This is a genomic window from Candidatus Chlamydia sanziniae (genome assembly GCF_001653975.1).
Lineage (GTDB): Bacteria > Chlamydiota > Chlamydiia > Chlamydiales > Chlamydiaceae > Chlamydia > Chlamydia sanziniae.
In genome coordinates this window covers 214247-232663 of record NZ_CP014639.1, presented here as the reverse complement: position 1 = coordinate 232663, position 18417 = coordinate 214247, and the positions used below count along the sequence as shown (strand labels likewise).

Here is an 18417-nt window from a genome sequence, read left to right as displayed (position 1 = left end):
AGGAAGCTCTGGGGTTTGCTATAACTTCCCTTAAAAAAACGACTCTATAATTTATTGGCAACTTGAAAAAGAAAAGAATTATGCCGGTGATCGGACTCGAACCAACACCTTATTACTAAGAGTAGATTTTGAGTCTACCGCGTCTACCATTCCGCCACACCGGCATAAAGTGAGAGTTTACTGTAGAGGTTCTATTCTAATAATCACAAGAGAAATCTCTTAGGTGGGAAAAGATTCTGGAGGAAGCACAGGTTCTTCTTTGGTGGTATCATAAAAAATTTCTATAGAAATTTCTATATGAGAGCCTTTGTTTGTCAGAGTAAGGGAAAACTCTTCGTTTTTTAACATGGACCCTGAGAGGGTGAACTCTTTTAGAGAGACAGGTGCCAATCGAGGATAGAGGTGTTTGAGAATGGTTGGTAATTCCTCAAGGGAAATAGGGGACGCTAAAGTTAACAGAGCCGCAGTACCGTTAAGATGTCGTCGAGGTAAGGACATTCCCATAGCTTCTAGGAAACGAAAGTGGTGCGGGCAGCACCACCCTTCAGTGATAACAAGTTTAGGATAATGCTGTTGCAGCAGACGCGCAATCTGAATAAGACGTGGATGGATATGACGAAAGATTTCTTTAGTCAAGCTATGCCTTTTACCTTCACAATCATAGAGGGTTCCTTGCGAAGAAAGCAGAGTTTTCCCTCCGCCGTGACAGTAAAAAGAATACGCTGTGATTATAGATACAGAAGGGGTATGCCAATTATAGCTGGGAAAAGGAGAGGGTGAGCTTTTTAGATAAAGAAGAACATGGCAGCCTTGCTGAGAAGTAATGCGTTCTGCTATGGTGTAGCGTGGGACCGACTCTTTTGTCGAGCAGCTAACAAATAAGAGAACAGTAGGAATCCATAGCAATGCTTTTAAGATAGTCATGATTCAAGCGTATAGTAAAAAATATAACTTACGTAGGTTTTTTTAAGGATTCTATGGATATCAATGATTACCAAGTATGTTTTTTTGATTTGGATGGCTTGCTTGTCGATACAGAACCACGGTTTTATCACGCATTTTTAGAAGCTTGTCAGGAGTACTCTCTCGAAGTTGCCTGGGATTTTGCTACATACTTTAAACATACTTTTGTAGGACGAGATAATTTAAGTGAAAAGTTTTTGGAAGAATATCCTGAAGCGCGTGAAAATCTTGAACTGATTTATAAAAGAAGAGAAGAAATACACTATGCCAGTTTAGATGCTTCCGCACCACCCTTAATGCCCGGTGTCGAACAATTTCTTGAGTTAATCGTATCCATGGGGAAGCGTTCTGGCGTCGTTACCAATTCTTCGCGTGCTGCTCTACCTACTTTGTGTAAATCATATCCGATCTTCAATAAATTTTCATTTTGGGTAACTCGTGAAGATTACTTACGCCCCAAGCCTTACGGAGATAGCTATAGGCATGCGTATAAAACTTTTGTACGTGATGGTGAAAAAGTCCTGGGGTTTGAAGATTCTCTCAAGGGATTGCGAGCTCTTGCTTGCATTCCCGCCACTCTGATCGGCATTAATGCTTATATATCAATAACAGTGGAAAAATACTCTGAATTTGCCCCACATGATTTTTTCTTTTACCCTTCGTTTAATGAACTTACTGAGCAGTGCTTAGAACAGAACTTGTCGTAAGGTGGGGGATAGCATATATGGTGCAAGGAGAGACCGCGGGCAGGTGCTGCAGGTGGCCCTTGCCTGCGGTCTTTTTGTTCAAGAATTTTCAGGAGGTGTTGTGGAGGGTAAGCCCCCTTACCGATATCTAAAAGAGCTCCTACAAGATTACGGACCATTTTGTAAAGAAACCCATTACCCTTACATATTATCGTCACTGTGTTTTCTTCTTCCATGATATCAAGAGTGTAGAGTGTGCGTATTGTAGAATTATAGTTTCTTCCATGGTTTGCAAAAGACGCGAAATCGTGGGTTCCTATAAGTAAGCGGCAACCTTCGCGCATAGATTCTATGATCAGAGGATGGTGAGGACTATAACAGAAATGACGTTGCCAAGGTAAGGGTTTCGGAAAACGTGAAAGTAGATAGCGATATTCTTTAGCAATGGCGAGATAGCGTGCATGAAAGGAGTCATCAATGATTGCGACATCGCGAACGATAATATCTTGGGGGAGAATAGCATTAAAAGCTTTTTTTATTCGCTCAGGATGATTAAAAAGAGGTTGATCAGGAACCCAGAAATGAGCAACCTGTCCATAAGCATGCACTCCCGAATCGGTTCTTCCCGAAGCAATTACGGGAGTGTGTCTCCCAATAATTTTTTTAAGAGAGCGTTCTAGAACTTCTTGTAGAGAGAGGTGATGTGGTTGCAACTGCCAACCTACATATTCAGTTCCTTGATAAGCAAGAAGTAAAGCAGCTTTCGTCATAAGAGGGCGTGAGCTATGGTTAAGTCCTCGGGATAGGAGATTTTCAATTGAGGATGCTTATTAAAAACAAGTTGGGGTGTATAGCCAAGGAGCTCCGCTGCTCCAGTATCATCTGGAAGGGTGAGATTTTTCTTCATTGCTAATAAAAGTCCTTCGCTGAGAATCTCTGTTTTTATGCATTGAGGAGTATGAATGATTGCTAGAGCATCCCGGTCTAAAGTCCGTACAGGAGAGCGTTGTTTAATTGTATAGGGTAGAGGGGAAGCTAAGGTCGCCGCTCCACTGTGCTTTGCGGCAAGAATAAGCTCGGTAATTTCATCAGGGTAGACAAAAGGACGAACGCCGTCATGGACAAGTACCCAAGGATGAGAGACTTGGTGAAGGCCAGAAAATACAGAATCTTGACGACGCTCCCCAGGTTCAGCAAAGGTTACGGTATAGTTTCCAAAAATCTCCCGGTACATAGGAGCACAAACAACGATAATTTCAGCGATCTCAGATAGGGTGGAAAATGTGGCTAAGGAATGAAGAATTAAGGGTTTGTTATAAAATGGGAGGTATTGTTTAGGAGTGCTAGAACCGAAGCGACGTCCCTGCCCTCCGCTTAAGAGGATAAGGGAATGTTTATCACTCATGGGAACACCGAACATAACAGATTTCAGGACAAGAACAGAAGCGCGTTCTTTTTAGTCCCCCTAATCCTCTATTTACGTAGAGGTATTTCCCTCCTTCCAAGGTAAAGAGTCCCCGCGCAAGATGGGGATTTTCTAATCCCGACAATCTTTCAAAGAATTTCTTTCCAAACTTAGGCCAGGGGAGCGCTATTTGTGGCCCATGGGAGTGTCCAGAAAAGATAAAATCACCAGGATACTCATTTAAGATTTGTGATGTGTCGGGATTATGGGAAAGGAGAATACCAGGAAGGGTTGGATTGTAGTTCGCAAATGCGACTTCAGGGAGAAATTGCCGCGCAAATAGATCTCCGCATCCAACAATGTTGAGTTTTTCTGAAAGAACATGCGTAGTGTTGTGTAAGAGAGTAACAGGAGTATTTTTTAGTAAATCCACGAGATCAGGATGAGGCTCTTGAGGTGTAAGGTCATCGGCGTAGCGATAGGGACACTTAGAGAAGAGTCCTTGCATAACGGAAACCATAGCACGCTTTATCGGTTGACTGTGTTGGGAAGAGATGCGGTCAATGATGCCTTTATTATTGCGAGATACATAGGTTACGTAGTCATGATTTCCTAAAATAGCAAAAATTCCTAAAGGAGCACTTAAAGTATTTAAAAAAGCTTCCAAACGAGAGCGATCTTCAATACGAGCACGACACAGGAAGTCTCCAGAAAATACGATGATGTCAGGAGCACAATGTTTTAAAGATTCTGAAATGCGCTTAAGAAATTTCTTTGGAGTCTTTTGCTGAAAGTGCAAGTCAGAAATTTGTGCAATCCTTAAGTCGTGAAGATGGGCATGCTTTTTCGGTAATTTCCAAGTGATCGAAGTTGTTGTTAATCGATTAGGCTCAATAAAAGTGGCCCAAGAGGAAGCAAGAAAAGGAACTGCAATTGCTAGAGAAAAAGAAACAAATACCATAACAAAACTACTGATTAATAAGTTCCTCATCTTTAAAGATGAGGAACTGAATAGGAATAAGAACTTTCTTCCCCTACCTAATACAGGAGAGGTGAAGAAGCTCTTATTTAATAATATGCTTGGAAAGAGCTTTTGTCATTTGAAACATATCGATAGGATTACTGGAACCGAAAACTTTTGCAAGATTCGTGTCGGGGAGGATATTTCTTTTGTTATTAGGATCCTGACAGTTGTGTTTTTTGATGTACTCCCAAACTTTTTTTACGATTTCGGTTCTGGGCATAGGTCCCTTGCCAACTATAACTGCTAAATCTGGGGAAATATTCACAGGGTGCATGAAAGCAGAGTTTTTATTTTTTTGACTCATTGGTTACTCCTAGTAAAGGTGGTAAGAAGAGACCCAAGCTCTTCATCCCAACTTTTTTATCTGTCGGAGAGGTTTCTCGTCAAAACAAAAAAGTAGAATTCATTCTACAGACATAAACGGCGTGGAAAAGAAGCCCTACTTCATGTGCCAACAGATTGACTTTATTGGCTGTCCTTCTCTAAAATTCTGGAAGAAAGTGTTTGTGTAGTTTTGGATTGGGATATGCAGGAGAATTTAGATAGGCGTTTAGAAATACTTGTGGCCAGGTTATCTTTAACGGGGAGGTCTCTTTGACCTTGAAAAAAGGAAAGAAGAGCTTAGTACTTTAGAGGAGCAAAGCCTTCAAGAAGATTTTTGGCATAATGTTCCTAATGCAAGGAAAGTTACAGAAAAAATCGCTACGTTGAAGCGGCAACTTTCTGATTATTACGAATTAAAAAATAAAATAGATGCAATTACATTTTTTCTTAACGATAGTGCTGTATGTGAAGATACAGGAATTTGTAATGAGTTGGAAAAAGAATTTATCTTTTGTGAAAACAAATTGGCTATTTGGGAAACACAAAGGTTGCTATCCGGTGAAGCAGATAAAAATTCCTGTTTCTTAGCTATCAACGCTGGAGCCGGGGGGACCGAATCGTGTGATTGGGTGGAGATGCTCTTTCGTATGTACTCTCGTTGGGCAGCGAAACATCAATGGAAAGTAGAAGTTATCGATCGTCTAGAGGGTGAGGTCACAGGAATCAAACACATTACTGTGAAATTTTCGGGAGAGTTTGCTTATGGATATGCGAAAGCCGAACGTGGCGTACATAGGCTCGTCAGGATCTCTCCTTTTGATAGTAATGCTAAGCGACATACGAGCTTTGCCTCCATCGATGTTTTCCCAGAAGTTCATGATCAAATAAAAATTGAGATCCTTCCGAATGATTTACGCATAGATACATTTCGTTCGTCAGGAGCAGGGGGACAGCATGTCAACGTTACGGAATCTGCGGTAAGAATTACCCATATCCCCACAGGTATTGTGGTTTCTTGTCAGAATGAACGTAGCCAAATCCAAAATCGTGAAAGTTGTATGAAGATGTTACAAGCAAGATTGTATCAACATGAGTTTCAAGAGCGTTTGGAAAAGCGTGCTCTGGAAAGAAAAGATAAAAAAGATATTGCTTGGGGGTCACAGATTCGCAATTATGTATTTCAGCCTTATACTCTTGTTAAAGATGTACGTACAGGATATGAAACAGGAAATGTTCAGGCTATGCTAGATGGAGAACTTCTAGACGATTTTATTAAGGCGTATTTGGAAGATTCTGGGGGATCCTCATGACCGCAGATAACAATGACTCAGGAATTCCTGGATTAGAGATTCGCTTTACTCTTCCCGGTGATGCGGCCTATATGATACGTTGGCTTAACGATCCAAAAATCCTTCGAGGATTTCCTCTGCAAACAGAAGCGGAAATTCGTGAAAGTGTGAATTTTTGGGTGGGTTTTTATCGTTATCATAGTAGCTTAACAGCGGTATATTGTGGTGAAGTTGCAGGAGTCGCTACTTTAGTTCTGAACCCCTATGTTAAAGTTGCTCATCATGCGTTAATTTCTATCATTGTGGGAGAACCTTATAGGAATAAAGGGATAGGCACGGCTTTGTTAAACAATTTGTGTCATTTAGCGAAAAGTCGATTCAAACTTGAAATTCTCTACTTAGAGGTTTACGAAGAAAATCCTGCTATAAGTTTATATAGGCGTTTTGGGTTTTGCGACGTCGGTAGGCAGAGGCGTTTTTACAAAGATGAAATAGGGTACCTTGCTAAAATTACTATGGAAAAAGATTTATAAGAAGCTGAAAACACAAGGCTTTTTTAAAACAAGATACATAAATCTTAGGTTTAGGAATTTCCATGCTGTGAAAAAACTATTGCGACATCGCTTTTCTTCTCGTTATTTTATAATGACTACTTTGTTACACCCCAAGGTTTCCTCTCCGCGTTCTTCCCTGCCTATCGATTTTTCTCAAGGAAAGGTATACGACTTACAAGAGATCTATCAAAATTTGAACCAGCGTTTATTTGGAGGGAAGTTACATTTACGTATTGGATGGTTTGGACGTCAAACCTTTCGTTATGCCCGCAGTGCTGTCCTCGGTTCTTTTCATGAAGATGAGCAGTTGATTCGGATACACCGTTCTTTAGATCGTCGGGACATCCCCCAATTCTTTATGGAATATCTTGTATATCATGAAATGGTGCACAGTATTGTCCCTAGGGAATTTTCTCCTTCAGGACGAATAATTTTTCATGGGAAAAAATTTAAAGAATATGAAAAACGCTTTCCCTTATACGACCGTGCTATTGCTTGGGAGAAAGCTAATGCTTATATATTGCGGGGTGCGAGATTAAACATGGGTACGGAGAATGGCAGGACACAGTAAATGGGCCAATACAAAACATCGTAAAGAGCGGGCCGACCATAAAAAAGGGAAAATTTTTTCACGTATCATCAAAGAGTTAATCTCTGCAGTTAAACTAGGGGGACCTGATCCCAAAACAAATGCGCGTTTGCGTATGGTAATACAGAAGGCTAAAGATCAAAATATCCCTAATGAAAATATCGAAAGAAATTTAAAAAAAGCCTCTTCTATGGAACAGAACAATTTTGAAGAGGTTACATATGAGCTCTATGGTTATGGAGGCGTAGGGATTATTGTAGAAGCCATGACAGAGAATAAGAATCGTACAGCTTCTGAGATGCGCGTAGCTGTAAACAAACGTGGAGGTACCCTTGTTGAACTAGGCAGTGTGCTCTATAATTTTGTTCGTAAGGGAGTATGCCAGGTCTCTAAAAGCGCTATAAATGAAGAAGAATTGCTAGAACGTGCTATAGAAGCTGGTGCTGAAGACGTAGACAGTGAAGATGAAGAGCAGTTTCTTGTTATCTGCGATCCTACTGATCTCTATCCTATGAAGGAGAAACTCATAATTCAAGGTGTGCCTATATCACAAGAGAAGCTTATATATTTTCCTCTTTGCTTCATCGATTGCAATGAAGAAGATGGTTGTGCAAACCTCGCCCTAATCGATTGGTTAGAACAAATCGAGGATGTTGATGATGTCTATCACAACATGGTTTAGCCGTGTGGTTTATACGAGTTCAGGAGAAAAACTTATTTTCTTGTAGTTCCTTTTCTTGAACTAGAAGACGATCGACTTGATGCTCTCGTGGGGGATTGTGATTTTGTTCTGCTTGTGGCACTTGCATCAAGTACTTGCCCTAGGTTTACTGCAACTTGACGTGCTGCAGCCCACAGTTGAGGACCTACGTCCCCACTTCCATGTCTTGGGGGAATTACGATAGTTTCTGATCGTGAGCCTTGTTGAACTATCAGAGCCCTTCCTGCAGCATTGCGAACCATAGAGATTGTCGCTACCCTTATTCCCCCAACAGGTATAAGGTCAGGGGAGGTTTGAGTTTCCATAGATGTCATTTGAGGAGTTGCTGAGATTCCCGTGCTCTGCATAGTGACGGGTTCTGTTCCAACTCCTGCACTTTGTGTAGTGACGGGTTCTGTTCCAACTCCTGCACTTTGTGTAGTGACGGGTTCTGTTCCAACTCCTGCACTTTGTGTAGTGACGGGTTCTGTTCCAACTCCTGCACTTTGTGTAGTGACGGACTCTGTTCCTACGCCACTTTCTGTAGTTGACGTGCTTGTAGTTTGTGATGAGCTTGTGGTTTGTGAAGGACCCATTAGGGTTGCTTGAGCAGCTGTACCTTTTACGGGAGTACTTGTTGCCGTTTGAGATATTGGCTGAGCATGAACAACTCTAGCGGCAATTGGGAGTGGAGCCGTCTGGCTAGGACTAATTCCTATGGAAGTGCTGGTAGCTATTTCTGGCTGTAGTGTAGGTGTAGTCATCACTCTAGCAGCAAGGCGGACTCCTGGACCAGGAGTTGTCGTAAAAGGAACTAAATTCTCATTATTTGATGAGTTCTCAACCCCGCGAATAATATTGCCAATATGATTCCCACCGAAAGGATGCAGAGGTGTTCCACCTGATGAATACCCCTCGGTATCTATATGAGAACGAATTTTTTGAAGAAGGGTTTGTAATTCGTTATTCTCGCCTTCTGCTCCTGTAATTCCTGAGGTAGTTGCTCGAAGATTTACACGTGAGCCAGGACTATTCGACGCCTCTCCAATTTTTGAATTGTCTACAATATTGCCGTCGTCATCGAGCGTGACTTTTCGTGCTAAGTAGGTTCCAGTGTGCGTGGGAGCTAGAGGTTCTTGTAATGCTTCAGTTGTGTTTGTGCCTTCTGTTTCTGGGGCATCTACAATATTGCCGTCGTCATCGAGCATGACTTTTCGTGCTAGGTAGGTTCCAGTGTGCGTGGGAGCTAGAGGTTCTTGTAATGTTTCAGTTGTGTTTGTGCCTTCTGTTTCTGGGGCATCTACAATATTGCCATCATCATCGAGCATGACTCTTCGTGCTAGGTAGGTTTCAGGTTGGGTGGGAGTTAGAGGTTTTTGTATTCCTGAAATAATATTACCTAAAGTTGTGCCATTAGGTAGATAATTTCCTTGCTTATCTTTTGGATAAACAGAGTCTAGGTGTGCGCGTACTTTGCTTAAAAGATCGCGATTGTCTACTGCACTTTCTTCAGTTCCTCGAGTTCCCTTGGTTGCTCCAGCGCTATCATCATTGTTGTTACTCGTTACAGAAGAGGTATCAGTACTCGCATTGTTTTCAGGAAGACGTATAGTGGGTTCCCACGTTCCATTTTCGGCGTTTCTTATAACGTCTATGAGCCCAAGGTTCCCTTCATGATGCCCTTGATTATCCCATACAGTACTTGTATGCATACGAGCGTCTCTTAAGATTTGCTGCAGAGTTTGGTTACTTATGGTATTAAAGACCGCGCCTTGTGGACGTGATGGTGGAGGCCCTGGAGGCTGCGGTGGTATCTTACCACCTTCATTAGGGTCTAAACTGTTTTCCCCTGATCCCCATTCTCCGTACGTCCGAGAACTTTCCTCTATCGTGCTGCCTGATGAGGATCCTACAGATTGTGCGTCGTCATCAGAAAGAGAATCTGAGCCTTCTGTAGTCGTTCCTGTCGATGTCGTTTGTGTTCGTTCGGGCATAGCTGTTGTCGTTGTTTGTGTAGCTCCAGGTATATTAACATGTGTTGTTGTTGCAATGCCTCCAAGATCAACTTTAATGCCCCCTAAGTTGACATTAACGGTAGGCATAGCAAAAGGTGGGGTAGGGCCACTGCCTGGCCCTGGTGAAGGACCAGGACTCGTACTTGGGCCAGGTTGAGCAGTTTCTTTTATAAAACCAAAATCGGGCTTAGATACTGAGTTCCAATTAATGCCCTGTAATCCACCAACATGACCCCAAATCGGGCCTGTTTCTACTCGTGCTCCTCGACGCCAAGCAGAGGGTGTATAGCCTGAACTGGATTCCTTGGCATTCCAAGGACCGTAAAGAATACCAGTTTTAAACTTCAGGCTCAGCATCAGGTGATCATATGTTCCGCTCGCACCGTCTGCACGTGTTTCCATGAGAGGTTGAATTCTGTTTGTCCAATCGTTTTCTATTGTTTCAAAGCCAACGCTAAATTTGGCGATACACATTTCTAACTGTTCGGGGCTTGTGAGTGGTTCTTTAGTTTGAGCATTGCTGACTTTGATAGACTCTGCTTGGCTCCAATCTCCATTGCGGATAAAGATAAAACTGCTTCGATTATGATCAACGTAGATATAATGACCCCCCTTGGTTTGCATTTTTTGCTGCACGCCCGGATGTTGTAAAAATTTAAGAATGGAGGCTTTATCTGAGGGATCATAGGGAGGAATGGCGTTTTCAGGGAATCCTCCAGGGCCTTCAGGGCCTTCAGCGCCTTCAGCCCTCGCTTCTCCTGTTAGCCCTGATAGTGTTCCAAGATTTGTGTTGTCTGCAATTCCTGAGTCTGAGCCGCTATCTCCAAAAATGGAAGAGTTGTCGATGCTTTCGCCAGCGAGGCTTCCCGAGTTTTCAGTACCTGTTCCGAATAAAACTCGTTGGCTTAAAAGATGGGCTGTTGTTGCTGTAGCTCCAGCCCCTCCCGATGCAGGTGCTGAGAGAGAGAAGTTATTATTAGAATGAAAAATTACTGCGTCTGAGTCTTGGTTTACGGTCTGTGTGATTTGAGATGAGATGTCTTCTATTGTATGCGCTGTGGCTCCAATGGGTTCGGTTGTTGTCGTTGTCACAATATGCTCCCCAAGCGAACCTACCGTTGATGTTGTCGTCGTTGTTTGAGTAGTCGGGGTAGTAGATGAAGATGGGTTAATGGGGGTTGTCATGATTTCTTTGAGAAATAAAATAATTTAATTAGTTGATTATCATTTTAAAATAAAATATTTATATTTCTCTTCGTTTTTATTTTAATAAAACATTGTTCAAAATTATTATTGTTTTAATTTTTAATGAGTTAATAAACTTTAGCATTAGAAAAAGTTTGCGTGCAATTAACCATGAAGAACGTTAACGTTTCTTTAAGGATTGTTGGATAGAGGAAAGTAAGGGATGCAAGTTGCTGAGGTTTTTGGTGGAGATAGACTCAGGGGCGAGGTTCAGGTTTCAGGAGCAAAGAATGCTGCGACTAAACTACTTGTAGCTTCGCTACTCTCTGCCGAGAAGTGCACACTACGCAACGTCCCCAATATTGGGGACGTCGCCCTTACTGTACAGCTTTGCGAGGCTTTGGGAGCTCACGTTATTTGGGATAAACATTCAGAAGTGTTAGAAATTCAAACACTAGAGATACAACTCACGCACATACCTAAATTTTTTTCCTATGTGAATAGGATCCCTATTTTATTATTGGGAGCTTTGCTTGGCCGCTGTCCCCAAGGTATTCATGTGCCGGTGTTGGGAGGAGATGCTATAGGAGCACGAACATTAAATTTTCATTTGGAAGGTCTACAAAAGTTAGGCGCTGAGATCTCCTATAATGCCTCGGGATATCGTGCTTGGGCCCCCCAAGGCCTGACAGGTGCTTATATACAACTCCCCTATCCTTCTGTGGGTGCTACGGAAAATCTGATTCTCGCTGCAGTGTGTGCTAAAGGAAGGACTATAATAAAAAATGCTGCTCTCGAAGTGGAAATTCTTGATCTTATTCTTTTCTTGCAAAAGGCTGGTGTTGAGATTACTACAGATAATGATAGAACCATTGATATCTTTGGTAGCAATGATTTTTCCCCTGTAGATCACACGATTATCCCTGATAAAATTGAAGCTGCTTCCTTAGGCATGGCTGCTGTAGTTACAGGAGGACGTGTGTTTGTTAAAGATGCTAGGCAAGATTATCTCGTTCCTTTTCTTAAGGTTTTGCAATCTATTGGGGGAGGGTTTGCCATATCCCCACAGGGAATAGAATTTTTCCAAGAACGTCCCTTAACGGGGGGTGTTGTTTTAGAAACCGATGTTCATCCCGGGTTTCTTACAGACTGGCAGCAACCCTTTATCGTTTTGCTCTCACAAGCTCAGGGGTCTTCAGTCATCCATGAAACTGTCCACGAAAATCGTTTGGGGTATCTCCAAGGTCTCCAATATATGGGAGCAAACTGTCAGTTGTTTTATCAGTGCTTGAGTGCTAAGACATGCCGTTATACAGTCGGAAACTTCCCCCATAGCGCAGTGATCCATGGTGCCACACCTTTAAAGGCTTCCCGTTTAGTCATTCCAGATCTGCGCGCAGGCTTTGCCTATGTCATGGCAGCTCTTATTGCTGAAGGAGGAAAACCTTCCCTTATAGAAAATACACATTTACTCAATCGTGGATATGCAAACTGGGCTGAGAAGTTGACAAGCCTAGGAGCTAAAATACACCTTTTTGATGCCGAGAAAGCAACTCTATAAACGTTCTAATGTTTTTAACCCCAACAATTGCATTCCTGTAGCTAGAATGCTTTCTGTTAGCGCGCAGAAATACAGGCGTTGTTTTTCAGAGTCAGAACCTTCAATACGACAATCACGAAAAAACGCGTTGAATTTATGAGTGAGAGTGTAAAGATAATCCGCAAGAATATGAGGACAGAGTTCTTTTATAGTGAGTTCAAGAGCTTCAGGAAAACGTAGAAGAACAAGAGCAAGAACTTCTTCAGCTGGCTCTTGAATTAACGGAAGAGGCCCAATCAAGGGGAGTTCTTTAAGACCCAAATGTCGCTTAATCCCCTGAATCCGAACATAGGTATAAAGAAGAAACATTGCGGTATTACCGTCAAAACGCAACATCTTTTCAAAGGAAAAAATATAATCACTGGTTCGGTGGCAAGAAAGATCCGCATACTTTATCGCGTTAATCCCCAGAATAGGGGCCTGTTCCTGAATCTCTTCGTTAGTGAGTTCTGGACGATGTTCCTTCAAAATTTCTTTCGCCTTTTCAATAGCTGTCTCAAGAAGATCACGAAGTTTAACGTTTTCTCCAGATCGTGTTTTGAGTTTTTTCCCCTTAGTATCTAAGACAAGGCCAAAACCCACATGAGAAAAGATACCAGGACGTAAATAACCTGCGGCTAGTGCTGTTGCCTCTACTAATTGGAAATGTAAGGATTGGCCTATATCAGTGACAATAATAATCCTATCCGCATGGTCCTCCTCCATCCGATAACGCATAGCTGCGAGATCTGTGGTTGCATAATTATAACCCCCATCACTTTTCTGTACGATCAAGGGGATAGCAAAGGCCTTATGGAAGATACATTTAGCATGATCAGAGACAGTAATTAGCCCCTTTGTTTCTAAGTCTTGAATAATTCCAGGAAGAAAACGGTTATAAAAAGATTCTCCACGCTTCTCAATGGTGATGTCTAAGATTTCATAGATTTGTTGAAATGCTTTTTCTGAAATTGCACAAATCTTTTCCCATAAGGCAATCACTTGAGGTTCTTCAGCCTGTAAGGCAACAACATTACGTTGGGAACTCTTTTTAAATTGTTCTTTATCAGAAAAATGCTTGTAAGCTTTTTTATAAAGATTCGTTAGATCTTCAAGATTATCGGGATCACTGTTTTCAGTATCTTGCAGATAAGTAATGAGCATCCCAAATGCTGTTCCCCAATCTCCAATGTGGTTTAAACATAAAACATCATGTCCAATGTAAGTAAAAATTCGTGCTAAGCAATCACCGATGATAGTAGAACGTAGGTGACCTACATGCATATCTTTGGCAATGTTTGGGGAGGAAAAATCAATAATAATTTTTTGTGGAAAAGTAACACGAAATCCCGAAATCACATGATCAGCAAGTTGTAATAACTGACGATCTAGCCACGGAGTTGCAAAGGTAAAATTAATAAATCCTGGACCGGCAATCTCAATAAATGAAAAAGATTCCTTAGGAATGTAGGAAACTATAGTTTTAGCAATCATCCTCGAAGGTTTTTTTAAAAGATTAGTCAGCTTCATTGCATCATTGCATTGGTAATGCCCAAAACGTTCTTTGGTTGATGGTGTAACTTCAGATTGCCAATTCTCTAATTGAGGAAAGGCTATGGAAATGGCTTGAGAACATAAAGAAGATAGATAAGCAATTAATGTTGACATAGAACTAAGGCACATTTCCTTGACAGCCAGCTTCGTACCATATTTTAAGCTCTGCAAGTTTCGCCATAATACGATTTGTAGCAATCTGATAGGCTTCTTTATTTTTAAGAGTTTTATCTTGGATCAAATCATCAAAGTATAGAGGTGTTCCAAAAATACACGTTATAGTTCTCCAGATTTTCGGGAGTTTTTGATAACGATTGAAAGCTTCATATGTCCCTCCAATATATACAGGAATCACAGGTACGTAGTTTTTTATTGTCATCATACCCATGCCACTTTTACCAGGTTGTAATTCGCCATCAGGACTACGTGTTCCCTCGGGGTAGATAACCACTTTTTTCCCTTCTTTTAATAACTGCGCAGTGATCTTAAAAGCAACAGCATTGCCTTCATTCTTGCAGATAGGATAACAGGCCCACTTTCTCCATATCCAATCGGTAATGGGATGATTGAATAAAGAGGTGCGCGCCAAATGGTAAAGACACTCTTGTACACAGAGATGCACAACCACAGGATCAAGAAAAGAATTGTGATTTACAGCAATAATCGCAGGACCGTGAATAAAATTTTTCTTCACACCGTAAGATTTAAGCCGATAAAGCAAAGAAAAAACCACCCAACAAACAAACTTGCAGATATGAAAGATCATAGGAAATATGGGCTACAACAAAGTTAAAATTTTCTCTAAAACTTGGCTTATTGTCAAATTTGAAGAGTCTATAATTACAGCATTTTCAGGAATGACCAAAGGATCACAAATTCGCTGAGCATCGGCAGTATCCCGCTGGATAAGCTCTTCTTTTAAAGCCTTGTAACTCAGAGTATCTTCAGGAAGCTCTTTCCAACGTCGTGCAAGGCGTATTTCAGGACTTGCTGTTAAGAAAATTTTCAAATCAGCATTGGGAAAAACCTTAGAACCCATATCTCTCCCTTCAAATATACAGTTCCCTAACTGTGCATAGCGTTGTTGCAGAGCTTGCATAAATTTGCGTACCTCAGGAATTTGAGATAACTTAGAAGCAGCGTTTGCGACCTCTTGTGTGGTCAATTCAGTAGAAAGAAGACGACCTTCAAAAAAAGATTTTAAAGAATGCTCTGCAGTGAAAGTGAAAGAAAAAGGAGGTTGAGATAGAAATTCTTCAAAAGAAAGAGTGACCCAAGGTTGCTGTAGCCACGCATAAGCTAACGTACGATACATGAGTCCTGTATTGCAGTAATTCAAATGCAAGTGCTTTGCCAAAGACTGCGCTATCGTACTTTTTCCCGTTCCTGAAGGACCATCAATTGTAATAATCATCCTGAAAATTTACCAGCTTGTGTAATTAATAAAAAGAGGTAGACGATAGGCGTAGAAAGTATCAAAGAATCTAAAGTATCCAACATACCACCAATAGCATTGAGCTTATTGCTATTTTTTACATGTGCGTCCCGCTTAAATATTGATTCGACAATATCTCCAAAAAAACCAGTAATCCCCAAGATTAACCCTAAAGGAATTAAAATCGCAGGCAGAGGAAAATAACTGATAAAGTGTTCAGGAATATGTAAAAAGAAAACAAAGCTAATTAACGTAGCTCCTAGACACCCCGCAACAAAACCAGTAATAGTTTTATTAGGACTAATTTGTGGTGTGATTTTTTTTGTTCCAAAGGCTTTACCAAAGAAGTAACCAAAAATATCAGCACCTTTTGTTATCGCGATGAGAAAGGATGCCCACCATATTCCTAAATAAGGCTCTTGCGTATGCACAAAACCATAAAGAATATGAAGAAATAAACGAATAGGAATCCCTACATACAAAATCGAAAAGAGAGTGGTTCCTACGATTTGCAAAGGCCCTACTTGTGCCCGCTGAGATTTAAAAATACCCACGATTATCCAAATAAAAAGTAATGTCCAAGGCACGGTATAGACATAGGGGAGTAGAAGAATATCCCAGCGAATAACAAGGAAGCTAGTAATAAGAAATAAAAAACTGCCTAGAGAACTAAATAAACGAAAAGGATAATGTAGCCTCACTTTGGCCATGGTGGCATACTCATAGGTTCCTACTGCACCACAGACAGCAGTGATAAATCCTAACGCAAATGAAGTAATGGGGAAGAGTGAACTGTAAAGTAAAAGAACCAAAAACGCTAATGCTAACGAGTGAACGACAACACGTTGGAACAGATCCCCATAGGTGGGAAACTTAAATTTTTTGAAATTTATCATGTTTATTTTCCTCCGCGTCGCGATCTTGATTGATAGGCCTGAATAGCATCAAATAAATCTTGAGGTTTAAAATCTGGCCACAAGACCTCAGTGACGTACAATTCTGTATACGCTATTTGCCACAATAGGAAATTACTGACACGCATTTCACCTCCCGTACGAATGAGTAAATCAGGATCAGTAAGCCCCGATGTATCTAAGTAGGAACTGATTAGTGATTCTGAGAGATCCTCAGAAGATATTTTTTGATCAAGAATATCACGGTGAAGCTTTTTAAATGCACGAATTAACTCATCTTTTGCTCCATAATTGATTGCTAGGACTAATTCTAAACGAGAAAAACTTGCCGTCATCTTAACAGTGTGAGTAATCTTTTCTTCCACTACCCTGGGAAGCTTAGAGAGGTCCCCAATACAACGTAAGCAAATTTCATGTTTGATAAGATAAGGAAGCTGCTGATCAAGTTGAGTATAGAAAAGTGTAAAAAGCTCGTGAATCTCTTCTTCAGACCGCCGGAAGTTTTCTGTGGAAAAAGCATATAAAGTTAATACTTTAATTCCTAACCTCATGGCAAAAGCTAAAATATCGGGAATTACTTTAACTCCATAGTAATGGCCTGATATATGCGTTTCCGCACACGTATCGCGATGTTGTTTATACCACCGGCGATTTCCATCCATAATAATGGCAACGTGTCTGGGCAGATCCTTGTTTGAAAGAAAATCCAACTTAGCTAAAGAAGCCGGAGACAAATCTATATCATCATTCACAGAATAAGCCACAATTCGTTCTCAGGAGCAACTGTTTGAACTCATCTTTTAACTAAGACATGGAGAACAATCCCTATGTCCTCTTCATCTAGCCTGCCGCTTGCTGAAGACGAGTAAAGGAGAAAATACTAAGTAGTATAGTAGAAGAAATTGGAATATCTTGACAAGTTGACATTCTGAGTTTTCTTAATAAAGTTTTTCATGAATATTTTTATTTTTCGAATTTTATTTTGCTTTTTGTTACATTAACTTGGGCCTGATCAGTTATCCCTTTTATTTACCATAAAAAATAATTAGAAAGCATCATTTTATGAAAAGTATAAGTATATGGAGCAATGCTTTTCAACCCTGGTGTAGGGTTGAAAAGCATAAGAATATTTATTGCTTCCCCAATCAGCAATATGACACACAAAAAATTGCTGCAAGCATGTTAATATGTCTAGGATTGAGCCTCTTAGGTTGCTCAATTTATGCGGCAGTCGCGTGCCTAACTATTTTTCCTTGCCTCGCACTTATTGTAATCGCTTTCGTCCTTCTCACCGTGGCTTATCTGCAATATATGCAAGGCTGGACTATAATACAATTTTCTAAGTTTAGGGAAAAGTACCGAACTCTTTTATTATTCTGGGAAAAGACACCTTTAGGCTATTGTCATCCACATTGTCCTCAAGTGCAAATTTATGAAGGGACTACGGAGATTTTAAAAAAAGTTTTTCTCCGTAGTGCCTGGCAACATAAGCTATGTTTCCTAGTTCAAGAAATAGATCAAAGTACCCTAAAACAAACACCCTCTTCTCATGGGCTGCTAGCTGAAAGAACATTTCAGTTAATACCAGAATTGAAGGCAAGCCTTATTCAGAATCTTCATTTTCAAAACGGAGTTGCGAAAATTTCAGACCCCATAGTTATTGCTTGGGACGTAGGACTTCAGAAACAAGCAAGTAAGCCGACTCCCCAATGCGTTGTTTACGTAGACACCCCTTATGCACAAACAGACATCGAGCTTGGAGACGAAGAAACATGTGAAGCTGCGTATACCCGCGCTTACATACAAGCCTTCACTACTGTTATGTCGCAAGTAGCTTTTCCCAGTGTTAAAAAACATGGGATCTATATTCTCGTTCCGCTTCTTGGAGTTCCTGACAATGTTCCTGTTAAAGGAAGCTACCCTGCCAGAGCCCTTTCAAAAACAGCCTTTTTACAAGCTGCAGAATTCTTAACAAAACAAGTGACAAAGCAGAATTGGCCTTTCTCGGTAACTCTCATTCTTGTAGATCCTCTGAATGAACATCCGTTGACTTCTTTATGTTCTTATGGGGATTTTGTAATAAAACCTATCAATTTTGATGACCTTTCTTCTTAATAAAGGGAAATAAGGGCATAAAAAATTTTTTCTTTGCTAAAAAAAGCGTAGAGCTCACAAATTAGAATGACTTTCTTTAGTAGAAG

18 protein-coding genes and 1 tRNA gene are annotated in these 18417 nt (G+C 40.8%); 7 read left to right on the top strand and 12 right to left on the bottom strand.

Annotated features, from left to right (window positions below):
- Positions 1-81: 81 nt before the first annotated feature.
- Both Cs308_RS00920 and Cs308_RS00915 read right to left on the bottom strand, forming a co-directional pair.
- Positions 82-164, bottom strand: a tRNA-Leu gene (locus tag Cs308_RS00920).
- A gap of 55 nt (positions 165-219) precedes the next feature.
- Complete coding sequence (locus Cs308_RS00915; RefSeq protein ID WP_066481504.1) at positions 220-924, bottom strand: hypothetical protein; 705 nt, start codon at positions 922-924, stop codon at positions 220-222.
- Positions 925-977: 53 nt separating this feature from the next.
- On the opposite strand from Cs308_RS00915, the gene Cs308_RS00910 reads away from it, so the two are divergent.
- A complete protein-coding gene (locus Cs308_RS00910; RefSeq protein WP_066481502.1) occupies positions 978-1670 on the top strand; it encodes an HAD family hydrolase in 693 nt (230 codons plus the stop codon).
- On the opposite strand, the gene truA is transcribed toward Cs308_RS00910, so the two are convergent.
- The 4 genes from truA to Cs308_RS00890 form a co-directional block, all read right to left on the bottom strand.
- Complete coding sequence (gene truA / locus Cs308_RS00905; protein ID WP_066481501.1) at positions 1616-2419, bottom strand: tRNA pseudouridine(38-40) synthase TruA; 804 nt, start codon at positions 2417-2419, stop codon at positions 1616-1618. The genes Cs308_RS00910 and truA overlap by 55 nt on opposite strands.
- Positions 2416-3069: a 2-C-methyl-D-erythritol 4-phosphate cytidylyltransferase gene (ispD, locus tag Cs308_RS00900; RefSeq protein WP_197481296.1), complete on the bottom strand. Its 654-nt coding sequence runs from the start codon at positions 3067-3069 to the stop codon at positions 2416-2418. Before ispD ends, truA begins: the two co-directional genes overlap by 4 nt.
- A complete protein-coding gene (gene lpxG / locus Cs308_RS00895; RefSeq protein ID WP_066481500.1) occupies positions 3047-4015 on the bottom strand; it encodes a UDP-2,3-diacylglucosamine diphosphatase LpxG in 969 nt (322 codons plus the stop codon). The genes ispD and lpxG overlap by 23 nt, the downstream gene beginning before the upstream one ends.
- 103 nt (positions 4016-4118) lie before the next feature.
- Positions 4119-4382: an SWIB/MDM2 domain-containing protein gene (locus Cs308_RS00890; RefSeq protein ID WP_066481497.1), complete on the bottom strand. Its 264-nt coding sequence runs from the start codon at positions 4380-4382 to the stop codon at positions 4119-4121.
- Positions 4383-4604: 222 nt separating this feature from the next.
- Between Cs308_RS00890 and prfB the strand changes: the two genes are divergently transcribed.
- The 4 genes from prfB (at position 4605) to Cs308_RS00870 (ending at position 7516) form a co-directional block, all read left to right on the top strand.
- Positions 4605-5712 (top strand): peptide chain release factor 2 gene (prfB, locus tag Cs308_RS00885; RefSeq protein WP_156506723.1). Its coding sequence is split into 2 segments (ribosomal slippage): positions 4605-4669 and positions 4668-5712, totalling 1110 coding nucleotides; the frame shifts between segments, so codons are not numbered across the junction.
- A complete protein-coding gene (locus Cs308_RS00880) occupies positions 5709-6224 on the top strand; it encodes a GNAT family N-acetyltransferase (RefSeq protein WP_066481493.1) in 516 nt (171 codons plus the stop codon). Before prfB ends, Cs308_RS00880 begins: the two co-directional genes overlap by 4 nt.
- A gap of 112 nt (positions 6225-6336) precedes the next feature.
- Positions 6337-6816: a hypothetical protein gene (locus Cs308_RS00875; RefSeq protein ID WP_066483322.1), complete on the top strand. Its 480-nt coding sequence runs from the start codon at positions 6337-6339 to the stop codon at positions 6814-6816.
- Positions 6800-7516: a YebC/PmpR family DNA-binding transcriptional regulator gene (locus tag Cs308_RS00870; RefSeq protein ID WP_066481490.1), complete on the top strand. Its 717-nt coding sequence runs from the start codon at positions 6800-6802 to the stop codon at positions 7514-7516. The genes Cs308_RS00875 and Cs308_RS00870 overlap by 17 nt, the downstream gene beginning before the upstream one ends.
- Before the next feature lie 32 nt (positions 7517-7548).
- Here the strand turns inward: Cs308_RS00870 and tarP are convergent, their stop codons facing one another.
- Complete coding sequence (gene tarP / locus Cs308_RS00865) at positions 7549-10734, bottom strand: type III secretion system actin-recruiting effector Tarp (protein ID WP_066481489.1); 3186 nt, start codon at positions 10732-10734, stop codon at positions 7549-7551.
- A gap of 223 nt (positions 10735-10957) precedes the next feature.
- On the opposite strand from tarP, the gene murA reads away from it, so the two are divergent.
- On the top strand, positions 10958-12295 hold the full coding sequence (gene murA, locus Cs308_RS00860) for a UDP-N-acetylglucosamine 1-carboxyvinyltransferase (RefSeq protein WP_066481487.1): 1338 nt from the start codon (positions 10958-10960) through the stop codon (positions 12293-12295).
- Here murA and argS read toward each other — a convergent pair.
- From argS to Cs308_RS00835, 5 genes are read right to left on the bottom strand one after another with little or no spacing between them, the layout of a single operon-like run.
- A complete protein-coding gene (argS, locus tag Cs308_RS00855) occupies positions 12290-13981 on the bottom strand; it encodes an arginine--tRNA ligase (protein WP_066481485.1) in 1692 nt (563 codons plus the stop codon). The genes murA and argS overlap by 6 nt on opposite strands.
- Positions 13982-13985: 4 nt before the next feature.
- Positions 13986-14633 carry a 1-acyl-sn-glycerol-3-phosphate acyltransferase gene (locus Cs308_RS00850; protein WP_066481483.1) on the bottom strand — a complete coding sequence of 216 codons (648 nt, stop codon included), beginning with the start codon at positions 14631-14633 and terminating at the stop codon, positions 13986-13988.
- A gap of 12 nt (positions 14634-14645) precedes the next feature.
- Positions 14646-15281: a (d)CMP kinase gene (cmk, locus tag Cs308_RS00845; protein ID WP_066481480.1), complete on the bottom strand. Its 636-nt coding sequence runs from the start codon at positions 15279-15281 to the stop codon at positions 14646-14648.
- Positions 15278-16198: a phosphatidate cytidylyltransferase gene (locus Cs308_RS00840; protein ID WP_066481477.1), complete on the bottom strand. Its 921-nt coding sequence runs from the start codon at positions 16196-16198 to the stop codon at positions 15278-15280. Before Cs308_RS00840 ends, cmk begins: the two co-directional genes overlap by 4 nt.
- A 2-nt stretch (positions 16199-16200) precedes the next feature.
- Positions 16201-16950, bottom strand: a complete 750-nt coding sequence (locus Cs308_RS00835; RefSeq protein WP_066483319.1) for an isoprenyl transferase — start codon at positions 16948-16950, stop codon at positions 16201-16203.
- A gap of 328 nt (positions 16951-17278) precedes the next feature.
- Between Cs308_RS00835 and Cs308_RS00830 the strand changes: the two genes are divergently transcribed.
- Positions 17279-18331, top strand: coding sequence for a hypothetical protein (locus Cs308_RS00830; protein WP_066481471.1), 1053 nt, complete (start codon positions 17279-17281; stop codon positions 18329-18331).
- Positions 18332-18417 lie beyond the last annotated feature (86 nt).

What these genes read in the sequence shown, in the direction of transcription:
- murA (WP_066481487.1), top strand. Translation starts at nt 10,958, where the DNA reads ATGCAAGTTGCTGAGGTTTTTGGTGGAGATAGACTCAGGGGCGAGGTT.
- ispD (WP_197481296.1), bottom strand. Translation starts at nt 3,069, where the DNA reads ATGTTCGGTGTTCCCATGAGTGATAAACATTCCCTTATCCTCTTAAGC.
- Cs308_RS00915 (WP_066481504.1), bottom strand. Translation starts at nt 924, where the DNA reads ATGACTATCTTAAAAGCATTGCTATGGATTCCTACTGTTCTCTTATTT.
- Cs308_RS00850 (WP_066481483.1), bottom strand. Translation starts at nt 14,633, where the DNA reads ATGATCTTTCATATCTGCAAGTTTGTTTGTTGGGTGGTTTTTTCTTTG.
- cmk (WP_066481480.1), bottom strand. Translation starts at nt 15,281, where the DNA reads ATGATTATTACAATTGATGGTCCTTCAGGAACGGGAAAAAGTACGATA.
- Cs308_RS00840 (WP_066481477.1), bottom strand. Translation starts at nt 16,198, where the DNA reads ATGATAAATTTCAAAAAATTTAAGTTTCCCACCTATGGGGATCTGTTC.
- Cs308_RS00870 (WP_066481490.1), top strand. Translation starts at nt 6,800, where the DNA reads ATGGCAGGACACAGTAAATGGGCCAATACAAAACATCGTAAAGAGCGG.
- tarP (WP_066481489.1), bottom strand. Translation starts at nt 10,734, where the DNA reads ATGACAACCCCCATTAACCCATCTTCATCTACTACCCCGACTACTCAA.
- Cs308_RS00875 (WP_066483322.1), top strand. Translation starts at nt 6,337, where the DNA reads ATGACTACTTTGTTACACCCCAAGGTTTCCTCTCCGCGTTCTTCCCTG.
- lpxG (WP_066481500.1), bottom strand. Translation starts at nt 4,015, where the DNA reads ATGGTATTTGTTTCTTTTTCTCTAGCAATTGCAGTTCCTTTTCTTGCT.
- Cs308_RS00890 (WP_066481497.1), bottom strand. Translation starts at nt 4,382, where the DNA reads ATGAGTCAAAAAAATAAAAACTCTGCTTTCATGCACCCTGTGAATATT.
- truA (WP_066481501.1), bottom strand. Translation starts at nt 2,419, where the DNA reads ATGACGAAAGCTGCTTTACTTCTTGCTTATCAAGGAACTGAATATGTA.
- Cs308_RS00880 (WP_066481493.1), top strand. Translation starts at nt 5,709, where the DNA reads ATGACCGCAGATAACAATGACTCAGGAATTCCTGGATTAGAGATTCGC.
- argS (WP_066481485.1), bottom strand. Translation starts at nt 13,981, where the DNA reads ATGTCAACATTAATTGCTTATCTATCTTCTTTATGTTCTCAAGCCATT.
- Cs308_RS00910 (WP_066481502.1), top strand. Translation starts at nt 978, where the DNA reads ATGGATATCAATGATTACCAAGTATGTTTTTTTGATTTGGATGGCTTG.
- Cs308_RS00830 (WP_066481471.1), top strand. Translation starts at nt 17,279, where the DNA reads ATGAAAAGTATAAGTATATGGAGCAATGCTTTTCAACCCTGGTGTAGG.